Raw genomic sequence first — 16,463 nt, forward strand, 5'->3', positions numbered from 1 at the left:
TTTGTGTATACCACACCGCGGCCCCGGTCGTTTGGTGCCGGGGCCGCCGCGTTCGCCCCGCCGCTCCCCGGGCCCCCGGGCACGCGGCGGGACGGCTCTACGCGTACGGGTAGAAGCCGCGGCCGGACTTCTTGCCCAGCAGGCCGCCCTCGACCATGCGCAGGAGCAGCGGCGGGGGCGCGTACAGCGGCTCCTTGAACTCCTCGTACATGGCCCGGGCGATGGAGACGGTGGTGTCCAGGCCGATCAGGTCGGCGAGGCGCAGCGGTCCCATCGGATGCGAGCAGCCCTGCACCATGGCCTGGTCGACGACCTCGGCCGTCGCGAGGCCCGACTCGACCATCCGGACCGCGGACAGCAGGTACGGGAACAGCAGGGCGTTGACGATGAAGCCCGCCCGGTCCGGCGAGGCGACGGGCTTCTTGCCGAGGACGTCGCGGACGAAGACCAGCGCCCGCGCGCTCACCGCCTCGTCGGTCAGCACCGAGTCGATGAGCTCGACGAGCGGCAGCGCCGGTACCGGGTTGAAGAAGTGCATGCCGAGCACCCGGCCCGGGCGCGTGGTCGCGGCGGCGAGCCGTACGACGGGGATCGAGGACGTGTTGGTCGCCAGGATCGCGTCCGGGTCCTCGACGATCTTGTCGAGGGTGGCGAACAGCTCCGTCTTGACCTGCTCGTCCTCCTTGACCGCCTCGATCACCAGCCGGCGGTCGGCCAGGTCGCCGAGGTCGCGGGTGAACGACACCCGGCCGAGTGCGGCGTCGCGCTCCGGCGCGGTCAGTTTGCCCTTGGCCACCCCCCGGTCGAGGGAGGCGGCCAGCCGCTGGGGCGCCGTCACCAGGGACGATTCGGAGAAGACCGCGACCGTCACGTTCAGCCCGGCCTTCGCGCACAGTTCGGCGATGCCGGTGCCCATGATGCCGCTGCCGACGACACCCACCCGGTCGATGGCGCCGCCGGCGTCGTGCGTGGACGTGGTCATGCGTGGTTCCCCCAGGTCAGAAGTGATGCTCCGATGGACATGCCGCCGCCGAACCCGGCGAGCAGCACCAGGTCCCCCGGCGACAGCGCTCCCGTGCGGTTGGCCTCGTCGAGTGCGACGGGCACCGAGGCGCTGCCGACGTTCCCGTATCTGATCAAGGTGCGATGGGTCTGTGCCGCGCCCAGGCCCGCGCGCTCGACGACCTCGCCGAGCATCACGCCGTTGGCCTGGTGCGGTACGAAGTGGTCGACGGCGCCGATGTCCACGCCGGCCTTGCGCGTCAGGGCGATCAGCGCCGGCGGGACGTGCTCGGCGACGAAGTCCCGTACCCCGCGGCCGTCCATCCTGAAGAAGTGGCCGCCTTCCGCGAGGGTCTGCGCCGATGCCGGATTGCGGCTGCCGCCGGCCTCGACACGGATCAGGTGGTGCGCGTCCCCGCGGCTGGCCAGGTCGCTCGCGATGATCCCGTACGGCTCCGGCACGGCCCCGACGACGGCGGCTCCGGCGCCGTCGGCGAACAGGATCGCCGTCCTGCGGTCCGTGAAGTCCAGGATCCGCGAGTACACGTCCGCCCCGATCACCAGCACCCGGGCGTCCGGGCGCACGGCCACCAGGCTGTGGGCCAGCGTCAGCGCGTAGACGAAGCCGCTGCACACGACGTTGACGTCGAAGCAGGCCGCGCCGTAGGCGCCGAGTGCGTGCTGGACGAGGCAGGACGTGGGCGGCTGCGGGAAGTCGCCGGTGGAGGTCGAGACGATGATGTAGTCGATCTGCCCGGCGGTCAGTTCCGCCTGGTCCAGGGCCCGTTCGGCGGCCTTCACGGCCAGGTCGGACGTCGCCTCGTGCGGGGCGGCGTAGCGGCGCGAGCGGATCTGCGTCTTGCGTTCGATCCACTCGGCGCTGACGCCGACGCGTTCGGCGACCTCCTCGTTGCCCACTTCGTGCTTGGGCAGGTAGGAGCCGGTGGACAGGATGCCGATGCCCACGTCAGGACACCTCGGCGGCGTCGGGCGCGCCGGAGGTGCGCAGCGGGTTGAGCCGCGCCGCCCCGATCTTCTCCCGCAGCGCGGGATCGGTGACGCCGAGTCCCTCCTCGGGCGCGAGGCAGAGCACGCCGACCTTTCCGGTGTGCCGGTTCAGCTGGACCAGCCGTGCGGCCTCGCCCACTTCCTTCAGCGGGAACACCTCGGAGAGGATGGGGGAGAGCTGCCCCAGCCGGAACAGCCGGTTGCACTCCGCCTGTTCCTGGAGGTTGGCGGCGTGGCTGCCCACGATCCGCTTGAGGTTCATCCAGAGGTAGCGGTTGTCGAAGTGGTGGTCGTAGCCGGTGCTCGACCCGCAGGTGACGACCACGCCGCCCTTGCGCACGACGAACACGGAGATCCCGAACGTCGCCCGCCCGACGTAGTCGAACACGACGTGGGGGTCCTCGCCGACCTGCCGCCGGATCTCCCGCCCGAGCCGCTTGCCCAGCTCGATCGTCCGCTCCGGGGTGAGCGCGTCGTCGCCGCCCATGCCGATCTCGTTGCGGTTGATCACGACGTCGCACCCGAGCCGGCGCAGCACCTCGGCCTTGCGCTCGGAGCTGACCACGCCGACGGCGATCCCGCCCGCGTTCTTCACCATCTGCACGGCGAACGCGCCGAGCCCGCCGGTCGCGCCCCAGATGAGAACGACGTCGCCCTGCTTGATCCGCGCGCCGTTGTCCCCGACCAGCATCCGGTACGAGGTCGCCGCGGTCAGCAGGACACCCGCCGACTCCTCCCAGGTCAGATGCGGCGGCTTGGGCAGCAGCTGGCTCGCGCGCACCACCGAGTAGTGGGCGAGCCCGCCGAAGTTCGTCTCGTAGCCCCAGATCCGCTGGCCCGACCCGAGCATCGCGTCGGCGTGCGTCGCCGGTTCCTGCTCGTCGACCTGGACGCAGCTGGCGACCACGTGGTCGCCCACCTTCCAGTGCCGCACCCCGGCCCCGACGCGTACGACGACGCCGGCCGCGTCCGATCCCACCACCTGGTGCGGCAGATCGTGCCGGGCGGCGTACCCGCCCTCGCGGGCGTAGCGCTTGAGGAACTCGAACGTGGGCACCGGCTCGAACGTCGCCGACCACACGGTGTTGTAGTTGATGGAACTCGCCATGACGGCGACGACCACCTCGTCCGGAGCCAGGTCCGGCATCGGGACCCGCCCGACGTGGAGCGACTTGCGGACGTCCTTGTCCTCCACGCCGTCGAACATGCCGACGTCGCGGGCCAGCAGGTGCGCGGCCTCGTATTCCGACGGGAGCCCGTGTCTTTCGATCTCGTCCGGGCCGGCCCCACCCAGCAGGGCCTCGGTCAAAGAATCCATGATTCCCTCACTCCTTCGCAGTGGCCAAACTCCGCGGTCCGGGGACGGGCGGCGGTCAGATGACCGCGCCGTCCTTCGTCCGCCGGCGCAGGCTCGGCCTGCTGGACTGGGCGAGGTCCTGCCACATGTCGGAGAGACCGATGACGGTGCGCGCCGCGAACAGCTTGCGGATCGACACCTCCTGCTTCAGCTCCGCCCGGATCAGGCCGACCAGCCGGATCGCGCGCAGCGAGTTGCCGCCGAGGTCGAAGAAGTCCTGGTCGATGCCCACCCGGTCCAGCTCCAGCACGTCGGCGAACAGCCCGGTCAGGATCCGCTCGGTGTCGTTGCGCGGTGCCCGGTACGTGCCGTCGTCGAACTCGGGCTCCGGCAGCGACGACCGGTCCACCCTCCCGTTGGCCGTGACCGGCAGCTGCTCCAGCACCGTGAACACCGACGGCACCAGGTACTCCGGCAGCCAGCCCGCGGCGAAGCGGCGCAGCTCCTCACCCGAGACGGTCCGGCCGGCCACCGGCACCACGTAGGCCACCAGCCGCTGCTGCCCGGAGCCGTCCTGCCGGACGGCCACGACCGACTGGGCCAGCCCGGTGTACTCGGACAGCATCTCCTCGACCTCGGCCAGTTCGACCCGGACGCCGCGCACCTCGGTCTGGGAGTCGGCGCGGCCCACGTATTCGAGCCGGATGTCGGTGCCCCAGCGCACGCGGTCTCCGGTGCGGTACATGAGCCCGCCGGCCGGACCGAACGGGCAGGGGACGAAGCGCTCGGCGGTCGGCCCGGGCCGGCCGGCGTAGCCGCGCGCCACGGCGGGCCCGGCCACGTACAGCTCGCCGACCACGCCGACGGGGACCGGTGCCAGGCCGGGACCCAGTACGTAGAGGGCGGTGTCGTCCATCGGACGGCCGACGGCGCCCGCGTGGTGCACCGGTTCGCCGGCGGCGAGGCGGTGGCACGCGGCGAACACGGTGGATTCCGTCAGTCCGTGACCGTGGACGACGGTCAGCTCGGGGCAGGCCTCCCGGACGCGTCGCAGGGCGGTCGCGGGCACCCGGTCGCCACCGGTCCACACCTCGCGCAGCCCGGCGAGGCGCTCGGGGCGGTCGGCCGCGAGGGCCGAGAACCGGCCCGCGGGCAGCCACAGCGTGGTGATCCCGTGCGCCGCCCGCACCTCGGCCAGCGCGTCGGTGTCCAGCTCCCCGGCGGGGGCCACGACGACCCGGCCGCCGTTCAGGAGGGGCACCCAGAGTTCGACGGCGAGCGCGTCGGAGGTGTGCGGCGTGTGCCACAGCACGGTGCTGTCGCCGGCGTCCTTCCACTGGCGGTCCGTGACGAACCGCAGCAGGTTGCGGTGCGTCACGGCGACGGCCGGGGCCGCGCCGTCCGGGCCGGAGCCGGGAACCACGGCCAGCAGGCCGTCCTGGTGCGAGGGGGCCGGAGCCTGCGGCAGGCCGTCGCCGGCGTCGGTGGCGGCGATGTCGTCGAACACGATCAGGGAGACGTCCGGGTCGCCGGAGAGGGCTTCGGCCGTCGCCGCGTCCGTGAGCAGTGTGCGCGCCGGAGAGCCGGCGAGCACCGCCTTGATCCGCTCCGCCGGGAGGGCCGGGTCGACCGGCAGGTAGGCTCCGCCGGCCTTCACGACGCCCAGCAGGGCGACGGCCAGGTCCGCCGACCGGGGCAGCGCCACCGCGACGACCGTCTCGGGTCCGGCCTGCCGCCCTCGCAGTGCCCGGGCCAGGTGCCCGGAGCGCTCGTCCAGCACCCGGTAGGAGAGCTCCGAGCCGCCGGACACCACCGCGACGGCGTCGGGATCCCGCGCCACCTGCCGGGCGAACCGCTCCGCGACGGTCGCCTCCGTCACCGGCGCCGCCGTGTCGGCCCGCGCCGTCAGGATCCCGGCCCGCTCGTCGCCGCTCACCACGTCGAGCGCACCGACCGGCTGGTCGCCGCCGGCCACCACGGCACGGATGTACGCGATCAGCTCCTCGCCGATGAAGCGCAGTTCGGCGCGGTGGTACAGGTTCGCGGGGGCGTCGAGCCGGATGTAGAGGTCGCTGTCGGCGCTCCCGTCGGTGTAGACGCCGATCGACAGCTCCTCGAAGGTGCCGGTCGTCGCGCCGGAGTAGCGTGCCGGGCTGTCGCCGAAGTGGAGCTGCTCCGCGAACTCGACGACGTTGATGACGGTGCCGAAGCTGCCGCGGCCGCTCAGGACGGTTCCGCTCGCGCGCTGGATGTCCGAGTAGTGGCAGGCGGCGTGGCTGAGGATCTCGTACGTCTCGTCGGCGATCGACTCGGCGACCTCGGTGAAGGTCGCGCCGAGCGGAACCCCCACCTTGACCGGCACCACGTTCACGGCCAGGCCGGGCGTCCTGCTCGCCACGCCGACCCGGTTGCTGACGGCCAGCGAGAGGAGGAACTCCGGACGGTCGCAGCGGTGCCGGAAGAACACCGCGGCGGCCGCGGTCAGCATCTGCGACATCCACACGCCCATGGACGTCGTGGCCTCGGTCCACACGTCCGCCTCGGCACGCGGAACGCTCAGCGTCCGGCTCACCATGCCGATGGTCTCGGCCACCGCCGACCAGCGGTCGGCGCTGCTCAGCGGTTCGGACAGCGCGGACCGCTGCTCGTCGGACAGGGCGACGCGCGGCACCTGCGCGGGCGGCGGCGCGTCCTTGAGGTAGTCGCGCCAGAACGCGGTGTCCTCGGTGAACCTCTCGGAGGCCAGGTACTCCACCGCCTCGGCCGAGAACGACTCGGCGTCCCACGGGTGGGCCATCTCCGGGACCCGCTCACCGCGCGCGAGCGCCGTGTACACCTCGGCGAGGCGCCGCGAGAGCAGGCCGCCCGCGCCGAACCCGTCGGATATGAGGTGGTGGTAGGCGATCACCAGGAGGGAGCGGTCCTCGGCGAGCTTGACCACGCCCAGCCGGAACAGCAGGTCCCGCTCCAGGTCGAACGGCTCGCGCACCAGGTCGGCCAGCGCTTCGCGCGCCGCCTGCTCGGGATCGGCCTCCTCGCCGAGATCGAGGAAGAACGGCCGCCAGTCCCCCAGTTCCCGGGGCACCAGCCGCAGCCCGCCGCCGTCGTCGACGAAGTTGACGCGCAGCACCTCCGCCTCGCCCATCACGTGCAGGAACGCGGCTTCCATGACCGCCGCGTCCAGCTCACCGGCCACGTCCCACATGGTCAGCGCGTGGTTCGGCGTGTCGGAAGCCATTTCCTGCGCCCGCCACAACCCCTTATGCGCAGACGACGCGCCGAACGAAGACATACGGATCAACCTCTCAGCAAACAGGACCGGATCGGAGGGCTTCGCGGATCACCCCCACCATCCGGGAAGTGACACAGCCGTTCAATGCAACTGGGTGCCCGGCGGGACGGGCCGCCGGCGGACTTGCGTTGTCCCGCCGGCGGGACAGCCCCGCGGCGCGGGCCGCGTCAGGCCGTCGAGGACACGATGTGCTCGGCGATCCGCCTCGGGGACGGGTGCTTGAGCACCACGTTCGCCCTCAGTTTGATGCCGGTCGACGCGGTGAGGCGCTTGCTCAGCTCCGACGACAGCAGGGAGTCGAATCCGAGCTCCTTGAACTCCTGGTCGGGTTTGATCGACGCGCTGGAGGGGTGCCCGAGCACGACGGCGACCTTCTCCAGGACGTGGTCGAGGGCCAGTGCCTTCGCTTCGTCGCCGGGGAGGGCGGAGAGCCGGTCCGACAGGGGGACGAGGAGCTCTTCGCCCGCGGCCGGCTCCGCCGGGGGCACCTGCGCCGCCACCGCCGTGTGCGAGGAGTTCAGCCAGTACCGCTGCCGCTGGAACGCGTACGTCGGAAGGTCGACCCGCCGCCGCGTCCCGAACAGGGCGTCCCAGTCGACCGGCCCGCCCCGGGTGTGGAGCTGGGCCAGCGAGGCGACCACGTCCGCCACCTCGTCGCGGTCCCGCCGCGTCGACGACAGGACCAGCGCGTCGTCCAGGTCCTCGACCGTCTCCTGCACCGGAACGGTCAGGACGGGGTGCGGGCTCATCTCGATGAACACCCGGAAGCCGTCGTCCGCCAGACGCCGGACGGACGTCTCGAAGAGGACCGTTTCGCGCAGGTTGTCGTACCAGTAGTCGCCGTTCAGGCGGGCGGTGTCGATGACTTCGCCGTACAGCGTCGAGTAGAAGGGCAGCGCGGAGGTTTCCGGGCCGATGTCGGGCAGCGCGTCGAGCACCTGGTCGCGGACCCGCGTCACGTGGTGGGAGTGCGAGGCGTAGTCGACCGAGATCCTGCGGGCCTGGGCGCCGTCGGCCTTCATCTTCTCGACGAACTCGTCGAGCGCGTCCGGCTCCCCGGACACCACCACCGAGCGGGGCCCGTTGACGACGGCGATGCTCACCCGGCCGTCCCACGCGGCGAGACGCCGCGCCACGACGTCCGCGGACTCGGCGACCGATGCCATCGCGCCGTGCCCGATCAGATCCACCAGGGCCTTGCTGCGCAGCGCCACGACCTTGGTGGCGTCCCGCAGGGACAGGGCGCCGCACACGTGGGCGGCGGCGATCTCGCCCTGGCTGTGTCCCACCACGGCGGCCGGCTCCACCCCCCAGGAACGCCACAGGGCGGCCATGGAGACCATCACCGAGAACAGCGCCGGCTGGAGCACGTCCACCCGGTCCAGGGACGCCGCCCCGGCCGCGCCGCGCACGACGTCGAGCAGCGACCAGTCGACCCACTCGTCCAGTGCGGCCGCGCAGGCGTCGAGGCTCCGCGCGAAGACCGGGAAGGTGTCGTACAGCTGCCGGCCCATGCCGGCCCACTGCGAGCCCTGCCCGGGGAACACGAAGGCGACCCCGCCGCGGTTCGCGGCCGCGCCGCGCACCACCGCGGGGGACTCGGCGCCCTCGCCCAGCGCGGCCAGAGCGCCCAGCAGTTCCTCGCGGCCGCGCCCCAGCACCACCGCCCGGTGCTCGAACCGCGACCGGCTCGACACCAGCGACGCGCCGATGGCGGCGAGGTCCGCGTGCGGATCGGCGGCGACGAACGCGCGCAGCCTGCCCGCCTGCCGTTCCACGGCGGCCGCGCTCTTGCCCGACAGCACCCACGGCACCAGTCCGCCGGCGGCGCCCGAGTCCGGACCGTCCTCGTCCGCCTGCGGCCGCTCCTGGCGCGGGGCCTCTTCGAGGATGACGTGCGCGTTGGTGCCGCTGACGCCGAACGAGGACACGCCGGCCCGCCGCGGACCGTCCGTACGGGTCCACTCGCGGCCCTGCGCCAGCAGTTCGATCCCGCCGGACGACCAGTCCACGTGCCGCGAGGGCGCGTCCACGTGCAGGGTCTTGGGCAGGTATCCGTTCCGCAGGGCCAGCACGGTCTTGATGACCCCGCCGACCCCGGCGGCGGCCTGGGCGTGGCCCATGTTCGACTTCAGGGATCCCAGCCACAGCGGCCTGCCCTCGGGCCGGTCCTGCCCGTAGGTCGCCAGCAGGGCGCCCGCCTCGATGGGGTCCCCCAGGGTGGTTCCGGTGCCGTGGGCTTCGACCAGGTCCACCTCGGAGGCGGCGACCCCCGCGTTCGCCAGTGCCCGCCGGATCACCTTCTCCTGGGCGCGGCCGTTGGGGGCGGTCAGCCCGTTGCTGGCCCCGTCCTGGTTCACCGCGGAGCCGCGCACGACGGCGAGTACCGGGTGGCCGTTGCGGCGGGCGTCGGACAGCCGCTCCAGCAGCAGGACGCCCACCCCCTCGGCCCAGCCGGTTCCGTCGGCTCCGTCCGCGAAGGCCTTGCACCGGCCGTCGGCCGACAGGGCGCCCTGGCGGGCGAACTCCACGAAGGCCGCGGGCGTCGACATCACGAGCGCCCCGCCCGCCAGCGCGAGGGAGCACTCCCCCGCGCGCAGTGACTGCACCGCCATGTGCAGGGTGACCAGCGACGACGAGCACGCCGTGTCCACGGACACCGCCGGTCCGGTCAGCCCCAGCTCGTACGCCACCCGGCCGGACGCGACGCTCAGCGAGCTGCCGTACAGCAGGTAGCCCTCCAGCTCGCTCTGGCCCGACTCCAGGAAACGCCACCCGTACTCGGTCGAGCTGACCCCGGAGAAGACGCCGACGTCGGCTCCGCGTACGTCGGCGGGGACGATGCCGGCGCGTTCGAAGGCCTCCCACGACGTCTCCAGCAGCAGGCGCTGCTGCGGATCGGTCGCCAGTGCCTCGCGCGGGCTGATGCCGAAGAAGTCGGCGTCGAAGCCGGCCACGTCCGTCAGGAAGCCGCCGTGGCGCACGTACGCGCTGCCGACGGTCTCGGGGTCCGGGTCGTACACGTCCCGCCACCCGCGGTCCGTCGGGAACTCGCCGACGACGTCCCGGCCGTCGCGGATCACGTCCCACAGCTCCTCGGGCGACGACACGCCTCCCGGGTAGCGGCAGGCCATGGACACCACGGCTATCGGCTCGCCGCGGCCGGCTTTCAGGGCGTCGTTCTCCTGGCGCAGGCGGTCGCGCTCCTCCAGCAGCGTGCGGAGCGCCCGCTGGACCCGGTCCGCGCCCTCCCCCGTCTGATCCGCGGAGTTGGTCATGTCAGTCACCTTTTCTCATCCAGAGCCAGGTCGAGCAGGGCGTCCAGGTCCATCGCCGCCAGTTCGTCCGCACCGCTTTCCGCCTCCGCCGCCGCGTCCTCGGCGCCGCCCGGCCCGGCCGGGGCCGCGCACGCCAGGACCTGCTCCAGGAGGCCCGCGCCGCGCAGGCTGTCGATCGAGACGTTCCGCAGCAGTTCGCGGATCTCAGCGTCCTGGTCCGGGCTCGTGTCCTCGTCGGGGCGCAGCAGGCCGAGCAGGTGCCCGGCCAGCTCGCGCGGGGTGGGGTAGCTGAAGACGAGGGTGGACGCCAGGCGCAGTCCGGTCGACGCGGCCAGGCGGTTGCACAGTTCGACCGCGGTCAGCGAGTCGAATCCGAGCTGGGTGAACGGCTGGTCGGCGTCGACGGCCGTGCCGGACGGGTGTCCGAGCACGATGGCGGCCTGGTCGCGGACCCAGTCCAGGGCGGCTGCCCCGGCCTCGTCCGCGGGCAGGGTGACGAGCCTGGCGGACAGGCCCTGGGAGCCGGTGTCCTTGGCGGTGCCCGCCTTGTTCCGGCGGGAGCGGCCGGCGTCGGCGAGGCCGCGCAGGAGCGGCGGCAGCTCGTCGGCGGTCTTGCCGCGCAGCGCGGCGACGTCCACCCGGGCCGGGATGAGGACCGGCTTGCCGAGGGCGCACGCCGAGTCGAACAGGGCCAGTGCCTCGGCGGTCGGCATCGCGTCGATGCCCATCCGCCGCAGCCGCGAGAGGTCGGCCTGGTCCAGGTCCCCGGTCATGCCGCTGCTCTGCTCCCACCAGCCCCAGCACAGCGAGGTGCCGGGCAGGCCGGATGCCGTGCGCCGCACCGCCAGACCGTCCAGGAACCCGTTCGCCGCGGCGTAGTTGGCCTGGCCTCCGGTGCCGAGCGTGCCCGCGAGGGCGGAGAACTGGATGAACGCCGACAGGGCGTGTTCCCTGGTCAGCTCGTGCAGGTTGACCGCGCCGCCGACCTTGGCGCGCAGCACGTGGTCGATGCTCTCGGCCGTCAGCGACTCGACGGTGCCGTCGGCCAGTACGCCCGCCGCGTGCACGACCGCCGTCAGCGGGTGCCGGCGGGGCATGTCCGCGAGCAGGTCCGCCACGGACGCCCGGTCGGCGACGTCGCATGCCACGACGCGGACGGCGGCGCCCGCGGCCTCCAGGTCCGCGACCAGCTCGGGGACCCCTTCGGCCGCCGCTCCCCGACGGCTCGCCAGCATGAGGCTCCGTACGCCGTGTTGGGCGACGAGGTGCCTCGCCACGAGGGAGCCGACTCCCCCGGTGCCGCCGGTGATCAGCACGGTGCCGCCGCCGAAGCCGCTGCCCAGGTCGAAGACCAGCTTGCCGACGTGGCGGCCCTGGCTCATCTCGCGGAACGTCCCGCGCGCGTCGCGGATGTTGCGGACGGTGATCGGGCTCAGCCGTACCCGTCCGCCGGCGAACAGCTCCATGACGTCCCGGAACATCGCGCGGATCGTGTCCGTGCCGGCCGACCCGTAGAGGTCGAAGGCCTCGTAGGCGACTCCGGGGTGATCGGCCGCGACCCGCTCGGGCTCGCGGATGTCCGTCTTGCCCATCTCGATGAAGTGTCCGCCCTCGGGCAGCAGCTCCAGCGAGGCGTCGACGAAGGTGTGCGCGAGGGAGTTCAGGACGACGTCCACACCGCGGCCGCCGGTGGAGGCGAGGAACTTCTCCGCGAACTCCAGATCGCGCGACGACGCCAGGTGCGCGTCGTCCAGGCCCAGTCGGCGCAGGGTGGGCCACTTGGCGGGGCTCGCGGTCGCGTAGATCTCGGCGCCGACGTGCCGGGCCAGCTGGACGGCGGCCATGCCGACGCCGCCGGCCGCGGCGTGGATGAGGATGCGCTGGCCCTTCTCCAGCTTCATCACGTGGAAGAGCGCGTAGTACGCCGTGAGGAAGGTGCTCGGCATCGACGCCGCTTCGGCGTAGCTCCATCCGTCGGGAATGGGCGTGAGCAGGCGGTGGTCCGCCACGGCCACGCGGCCGAAGGCGCCGTTGAAGATGCCGGTCACCCGGTCGCCCGGCGACAGGGCGCTCACGTCGTCCGCCACCTCCAGCACGATTCCGGCGCCCTCGCTGCCGAGGCCGGCGTCGAAGGCCGTCCGGTCGATGAGTCCCAGGGCGATCGTGACGTCGCGGAAGTTGAGGCCGGCGGCCTCGACGGCGATGCGGACCTGTCCGGCGGCCAGGGGCGCTTCGACCTCGGGGCACGGCACCCACGTCAGGTTCTCCAGGGTGCCCTTCTTCGGGATGCCCAGCCGGTGGGCGCCGTCCGCCGGGGGTTCGAGCTGGTGGGCCGCGGGCGAGGCGGGCGCCATGCGGGGAACGAGGTGCGCGCCGCCGCGCAGCGCCAGCTGCTCCTCGGCGAGGGCGAGCGCGTCCGGGAAGCCCGCCCAGGAGGTCTCGTCGTCGTCGATGTCGACCAGGCGGAACCTGCCCGGGTGCTCCGTCTGGGCGGACCGGACCAGGCCCCACACGGACGCGCCGGGCAGGCTTTCGACGTTCTCCCCCGGGCCGGCGGCGAGAGCGAGGCGGGTGAGCACCACCAGCGTGGAGCCGGCGAGCCGGTCCTCGGCGAGGAACCGCTGGAGCAGGTCCAGTACGTGCTTGCCGGCGGTGGCGACCGTGGTGAGCGGGTCGGGTCCGGCGGTGACGGCGTCGTCCAGGCACAGGACGAGGTGCCGGGGTGCCTCCCCGGCCAGGACCTCGTCCAGGGACGCGTGGAACGCGGCGCTCCCGTCGCCCGCCGCGGCGAGCCGGGACGCCCGGCCGTTCTCCGCGCCGAGAACGCCCCACGGTCCGCGGTCGGTTTCCCGCGTGTCCGGCCCGGCCGGCCGCCATTGCAGTTCGTACAGCGACCGCTCCCGGCCGCCGCGTGCCGAGCGCACCTGCTCGGCACTGGCCGGCCGGAACGTCAGCGCGTCGACGCGGGCGCTCTCGCGGCCGTGCTCGTCGGCGATCAGCAGGGACACGACGCCTTCGCCGGCCGGGGTGATCCGGACCTTCACGGTCGGGCCGCCCTCGCCGGCGAGGTGCACGCCGGACCAGGAGAAGGGCATCCAGCCCCGGTCGCCCGTCACCGTGATGACGCCGCCGACCACGACCGCGTGGAGGACGGTGTCGAGCAGCGCCGGATGCAGGGCGAACCCGCTCCCGGCCGCGCCTTCGGCGCCTTCGGGCAGGGTGGCGAGGGCGTAGAGGTCCTCGCCCCGCCGCCAGACCTCGCGCAGCCCGCGGAACGCCGGGCCGTAGTCGAAGCCCGCTTCCACGAGGGAGTCGTAGAGGCCGTCGAAGCCGAGCCGCTCGGCTCCGGCCGGCGGCCATACGGCGAGGGCGCGCGCGTCGTCGGCCCGCTCGGCGCCGCGCGGTGCGGCCGGTGCGAGGCTGCCCATCGCGTGCCGGGTCCAGCCGCCCACCGTGGCGGCGTCCTCGGCGGGACGCGAGTACACGTCCAGGGAGCGGCGTCCCGCCCCGTCCGCGGCGCCGACGGTGATCCGTACCTGTACGTCGCCCGGGTCGGGCAGGATCAGGGGGACTTCCAGGGAGAGTTCCTCGACGGCGGCGCACCCGACGTGTTCGCCCACGGACAGCGCCAGGTCCAGATAGGCCGTCGCCGGGACGACGACCGAACCGAACACGGCGTGATCGGCGAGCCAGCCATGGGTCCGCAGGGACCACCGGTCGGTGAACACCATCTCGTCGGTGCCAGGGTGGTCCACCACGGCGCCCAGCAGGGGGTGCCCCGGGGCCGACAGGCCGGCGGAGGCCACGTCCGCCGGCTCCGCGGCGGTCAGGAAGTCCATCCAGTAGCGCCGGTGCTGGAACGCGTACGTCGGAAGGTCCACCCGGCGGCGCGTGCCGTACAGGGCGTCCCAGTCCACGGACCCGCCCCGGACGTGCAGTTCGGCCAGGGCGCCGATCAGCGCCCGGGCCGGGCCGAGGCCGCGACGCGACGACGACAGGACGGCCGCGTCGCTCACGCCCTCGCCGGCGAAGGCGTCCTTGGTGAGGCCGGCGAGGGTGGATCCCGGCCCGACCTCGAGGAAGACGTCGGCTCCGGCCGCGCGGGCGCGTTCCACCGCGTCGTGGAAGCGTACGGGTTCGCGGACGTGGTCCACCCAGTGCCCGACGGACGTCAGTTCCCGGAGCGTGGCCTCGCGGCCCGTCCTGGTCGAGATGACCGGGACCGCCAGTTCGCCGTCCTCGGGGAGTGCGGGGAGCGCCCGCGCGAACTCCTCCAGGACCGGGTCCATGAGCGGGGAGTGGAACGCGTGGCCGACGGGGAGCGGCTTCGCCGACCTGCCGTCGGCGACGAGCCGGTCCCGCAGGTCGTGGACCTCGTCGCGCAGGCCCGAGACCACCACGGATTCCGGGCCGTTGACGGCGGCGATGCCGACGCGGGTGTACCGGCCGAGGAGCGCGCCCACCTCGGCTTCGGGGGCGCGGACCGCCAGCATGGCGCCGGGCTCGGTGACGGTCTGCATGACCCGTCCGCGGGCGGCCACGAGCCTGGTCGCGGTGTCCAGGCCGAAGACTCCGGACACGTGGGCGGCGGCGATCTCGCCGACGGAGTGACCGATGAGGTGGTCCGGGCGCGGGCCGTAGCGCGTGATGAGCCGGTACAGGCTGACCTGCAGGGCGAACAGCGCCGGCTGCATGACGTCCGTGCGCTCGCCCCCCTCGGGCTCGTCGGCGAGGAGCAGGGGCTTCAGGGCGAAGGGCAGGTGCGCGTCGAAGTGTGCGCAGACCTCGTCGAGGCTCCGCGCGAAGACGGGGAAGGTGTCGTAGAGCTCGCGCGCCACGCCGGTCCACTTCGCCCCCTGGCCCGGGAACATGAAGACGCGGCCGCCGGATTCCCCGGCGGCCCCGCGCACCACCGCGGGGGACTCCGCGCCCTCCCCCAGCGCCGCCAGAGCGCCCAGCAGTTCGTCCCGGCCGCTCCCCAGCACCACCGCACGGTGCTCGAACAGCGACCGGTCCGACACCAGCGACGCGCCGATGGCGGCGGCGTCCGCGTGCGGATCGGCGGCGACGAACGCGCGCAGCTTCTCCGCCTGTGCCCGCAGCGCCTGCTCCGACCGCGCCGACAGCACCCACGGCACCAGGCCGTCGGCGCCGGCCGGTACGCGGTCGGCGGCGTCGGGCGCCGTCTCGTCCTCGGGGGCCTGTTCGAGGATCAGGTGCGCGTTGGTGCCGCTGGCCCCGAAGCTGGACACGCCGGCCCGCCGGGGGCGTCCGGGTGCGGTGGTCCACTCGCGGGCCTCGGTCAGCAGCTCGACGGCGCCGGCCGTCCAGTCCACGTGCGTCGACGGGCGGTCCACGTGCAGCGTCTTCGGCAGCACCCCGTGGCGCATCGCCATGATCATCTTGATGATCCCGCCGACGCCGCCGGCCGCCTGGGTGTGGCCGATGTTCGACTTCAGCGAGCCCAGCCACAGGGGGTTGCCCGGGTCCCGCTCCTGCCCGTAGGTGGCCAGCAGCGCCTGCGCCTCGATGGGGTCGCCGAGCGTCGTGCCGGTCCCGTGCGCCTCCACCACGTCGACGTCGCCCGCCTGTACCCGGGCGTTCGCCAGAGCCGCCCGGATCACGCGCTGCTGCGCCGGACCGCTCGGTGCGGTCAGGCCGTTGGAGGCCCCGTCCTGGTTGATCGCCGAGCCGCGGATCACGGCCCAGATCCGGCGTCCGTTACGCCGCGCGTCGGAGAGCCGTTCGAGGACCAGCATGCCGACGCCCTCGGAGAAGCCGGTGCCGTCCGCCGCGTCCGCGAAGGCCTTGCACCGGCCGTCCGGTGCCAGGCCCCGCTGCCGCGCGAACTCCCGGAACACCTGCGGCATCGCCATGACGGTGACGCCGCCGGCCAGGGCGAGGCCGCATTCGCCCTGCCGCAGCGACTGCACCGCCTGGTGCACGGTCACCAGCGACGACGAGCACGCGGTGTCGGTCGACACCGCCGGGCCTTCCAGACCCAGCGCGTACGCCACGCGACCGGAGGCCACGCTCAGCAGGGAACCGGTCTGCGCGTAGCCCGAGATGGCCTCGGGGGTCTGGAAGTGGTTGCCGTATCCGAAGTACGCGATTCCGGCGAACACGCCGGTCCTGCTGCCGCGCAGGGTCTGCGGGTCGATGCCGGCCCGTTCCAGGGACTCCCACGAGGTCTCCAGGAGCAGCCGCTGCTGCGGGTCGGCGGCCAGCGCCTCGCGCGGGTTGATCTCGAAGAACTCGGCGTCGAAGTCACCCGCGTCGTGCAGGAAGCCGCCCGAGCGCGTGTAGCAGGTGCCCGGCCGGTCGGGATCCGGGTCGTACAGGCCCTCCAGGTCCCAGTTGCGGTCCTCGGGGAACTGCGACACGACGTCCGCGCCCGTCCGCACCAGGTCCCACAGCGCCTCCGGGGACGCCGCCCCGCCCGGGTACCGGCAGGCGACGCCCACCACCGCGATGGGCTCGGCGGCGGCCTCGGTCAGCTCCTTCAGGCGCCCCCGTGTCTCGATCAGCTCGATCGATGTCCGCTTGAGGTACTCGAGAACCTCGGCGTTGTTGTCGTTGGTCATCG

6 protein-coding genes are annotated in these 16,463 nt (G+C 73.4%); all 6 read right to left on the reverse strand.

The features are described 5' to 3' along the window. Positions 1-97: 97 nt before the first annotated feature. Entirely contained in the window at positions 98-982 is an 885-nt protein-coding gene (locus tag ACFV0Q_RS15700; protein WP_385005490.1) for a 3-hydroxybutyryl-CoA dehydrogenase, read from the reverse strand. Further along, positions 979-1,968, reverse strand: a complete 990-nt coding sequence (locus ACFV0Q_RS15705; RefSeq protein WP_385005492.1) for a 3-oxoacyl-ACP synthase III family protein — start codon at positions 1,966-1,968, stop codon at positions 979-981. The genes ACFV0Q_RS15700 and ACFV0Q_RS15705 overlap by 4 nt, the downstream gene beginning before the upstream one ends. Before the next feature lies 1 nt (position 1,969). Further along, positions 1,970-3,328: a crotonyl-CoA carboxylase/reductase gene (gene ccrA, locus ACFV0Q_RS15710; RefSeq protein WP_385005494.1), complete on the reverse strand. Its 1,359-nt coding sequence runs from the start codon at positions 3,326-3,328 to the stop codon at positions 1,970-1,972. Positions 3,329-3,383: 55 nt separating this feature from the next. Beyond that, on the reverse strand, positions 3,384-6,599 hold the full coding sequence (locus tag ACFV0Q_RS15715) for an amino acid adenylation domain-containing protein (protein WP_385005496.1): 3,216 nt from the start codon (positions 6,597-6,599) through the stop codon (positions 3,384-3,386). Between the two features lie 167 nt (positions 6,600-6,766). Continuing rightward, the gene (locus ACFV0Q_RS15720; RefSeq protein ID WP_385005498.1) at positions 6,767-9,877 is read right to left on the reverse strand and encodes a type I polyketide synthase; all 3,111 of its coding nucleotides are present in this window, start codon (positions 9,875-9,877) and stop codon (positions 6,767-6,769) included. A gap of 5 nt (positions 9,878-9,882) precedes the next feature. Further along, positions 9,883-16,410, reverse strand: coding sequence for a type I polyketide synthase (locus ACFV0Q_RS15725; RefSeq protein ID WP_385005510.1), 6,528 nt, complete (start codon positions 16,408-16,410; stop codon positions 9,883-9,885). Between the last annotated feature and the right edge of the window lie 53 nt (positions 16,411-16,463).

This window comes from Streptomyces sp. NPDC059564 (genome assembly GCF_042735575.1).
Taxonomy (GTDB): domain Bacteria; phylum Actinomycetota; class Actinomycetes; order Streptomycetales; family Streptomycetaceae; genus Streptomyces.

Coding starts and splice junctions, on each gene's coding strand:
- ccrA (WP_385005494.1), bottom strand. CDS start 3,328: ATGGATTCTTTGACCGAGGCCCTGCTGGGTGGGGCCGGCCCGGACGAG.
- ACFV0Q_RS15700 (WP_385005490.1), bottom strand. CDS start 982: ATGACCACGTCCACGCACGACGCCGGCGGCGCCATCGACCGGGTGGGT.
- ACFV0Q_RS15720 (WP_385005498.1), bottom strand. CDS start 9,877: ATGACCAACTCCGCGGATCAGACGGGGGAGGGCGCGGACCGGGTCCAG.
- ACFV0Q_RS15715 (WP_385005496.1), bottom strand. CDS start 6,599: ATGTCTTCGTTCGGCGCGTCGTCTGCGCATAAGGGGTTGTGGCGGGCG.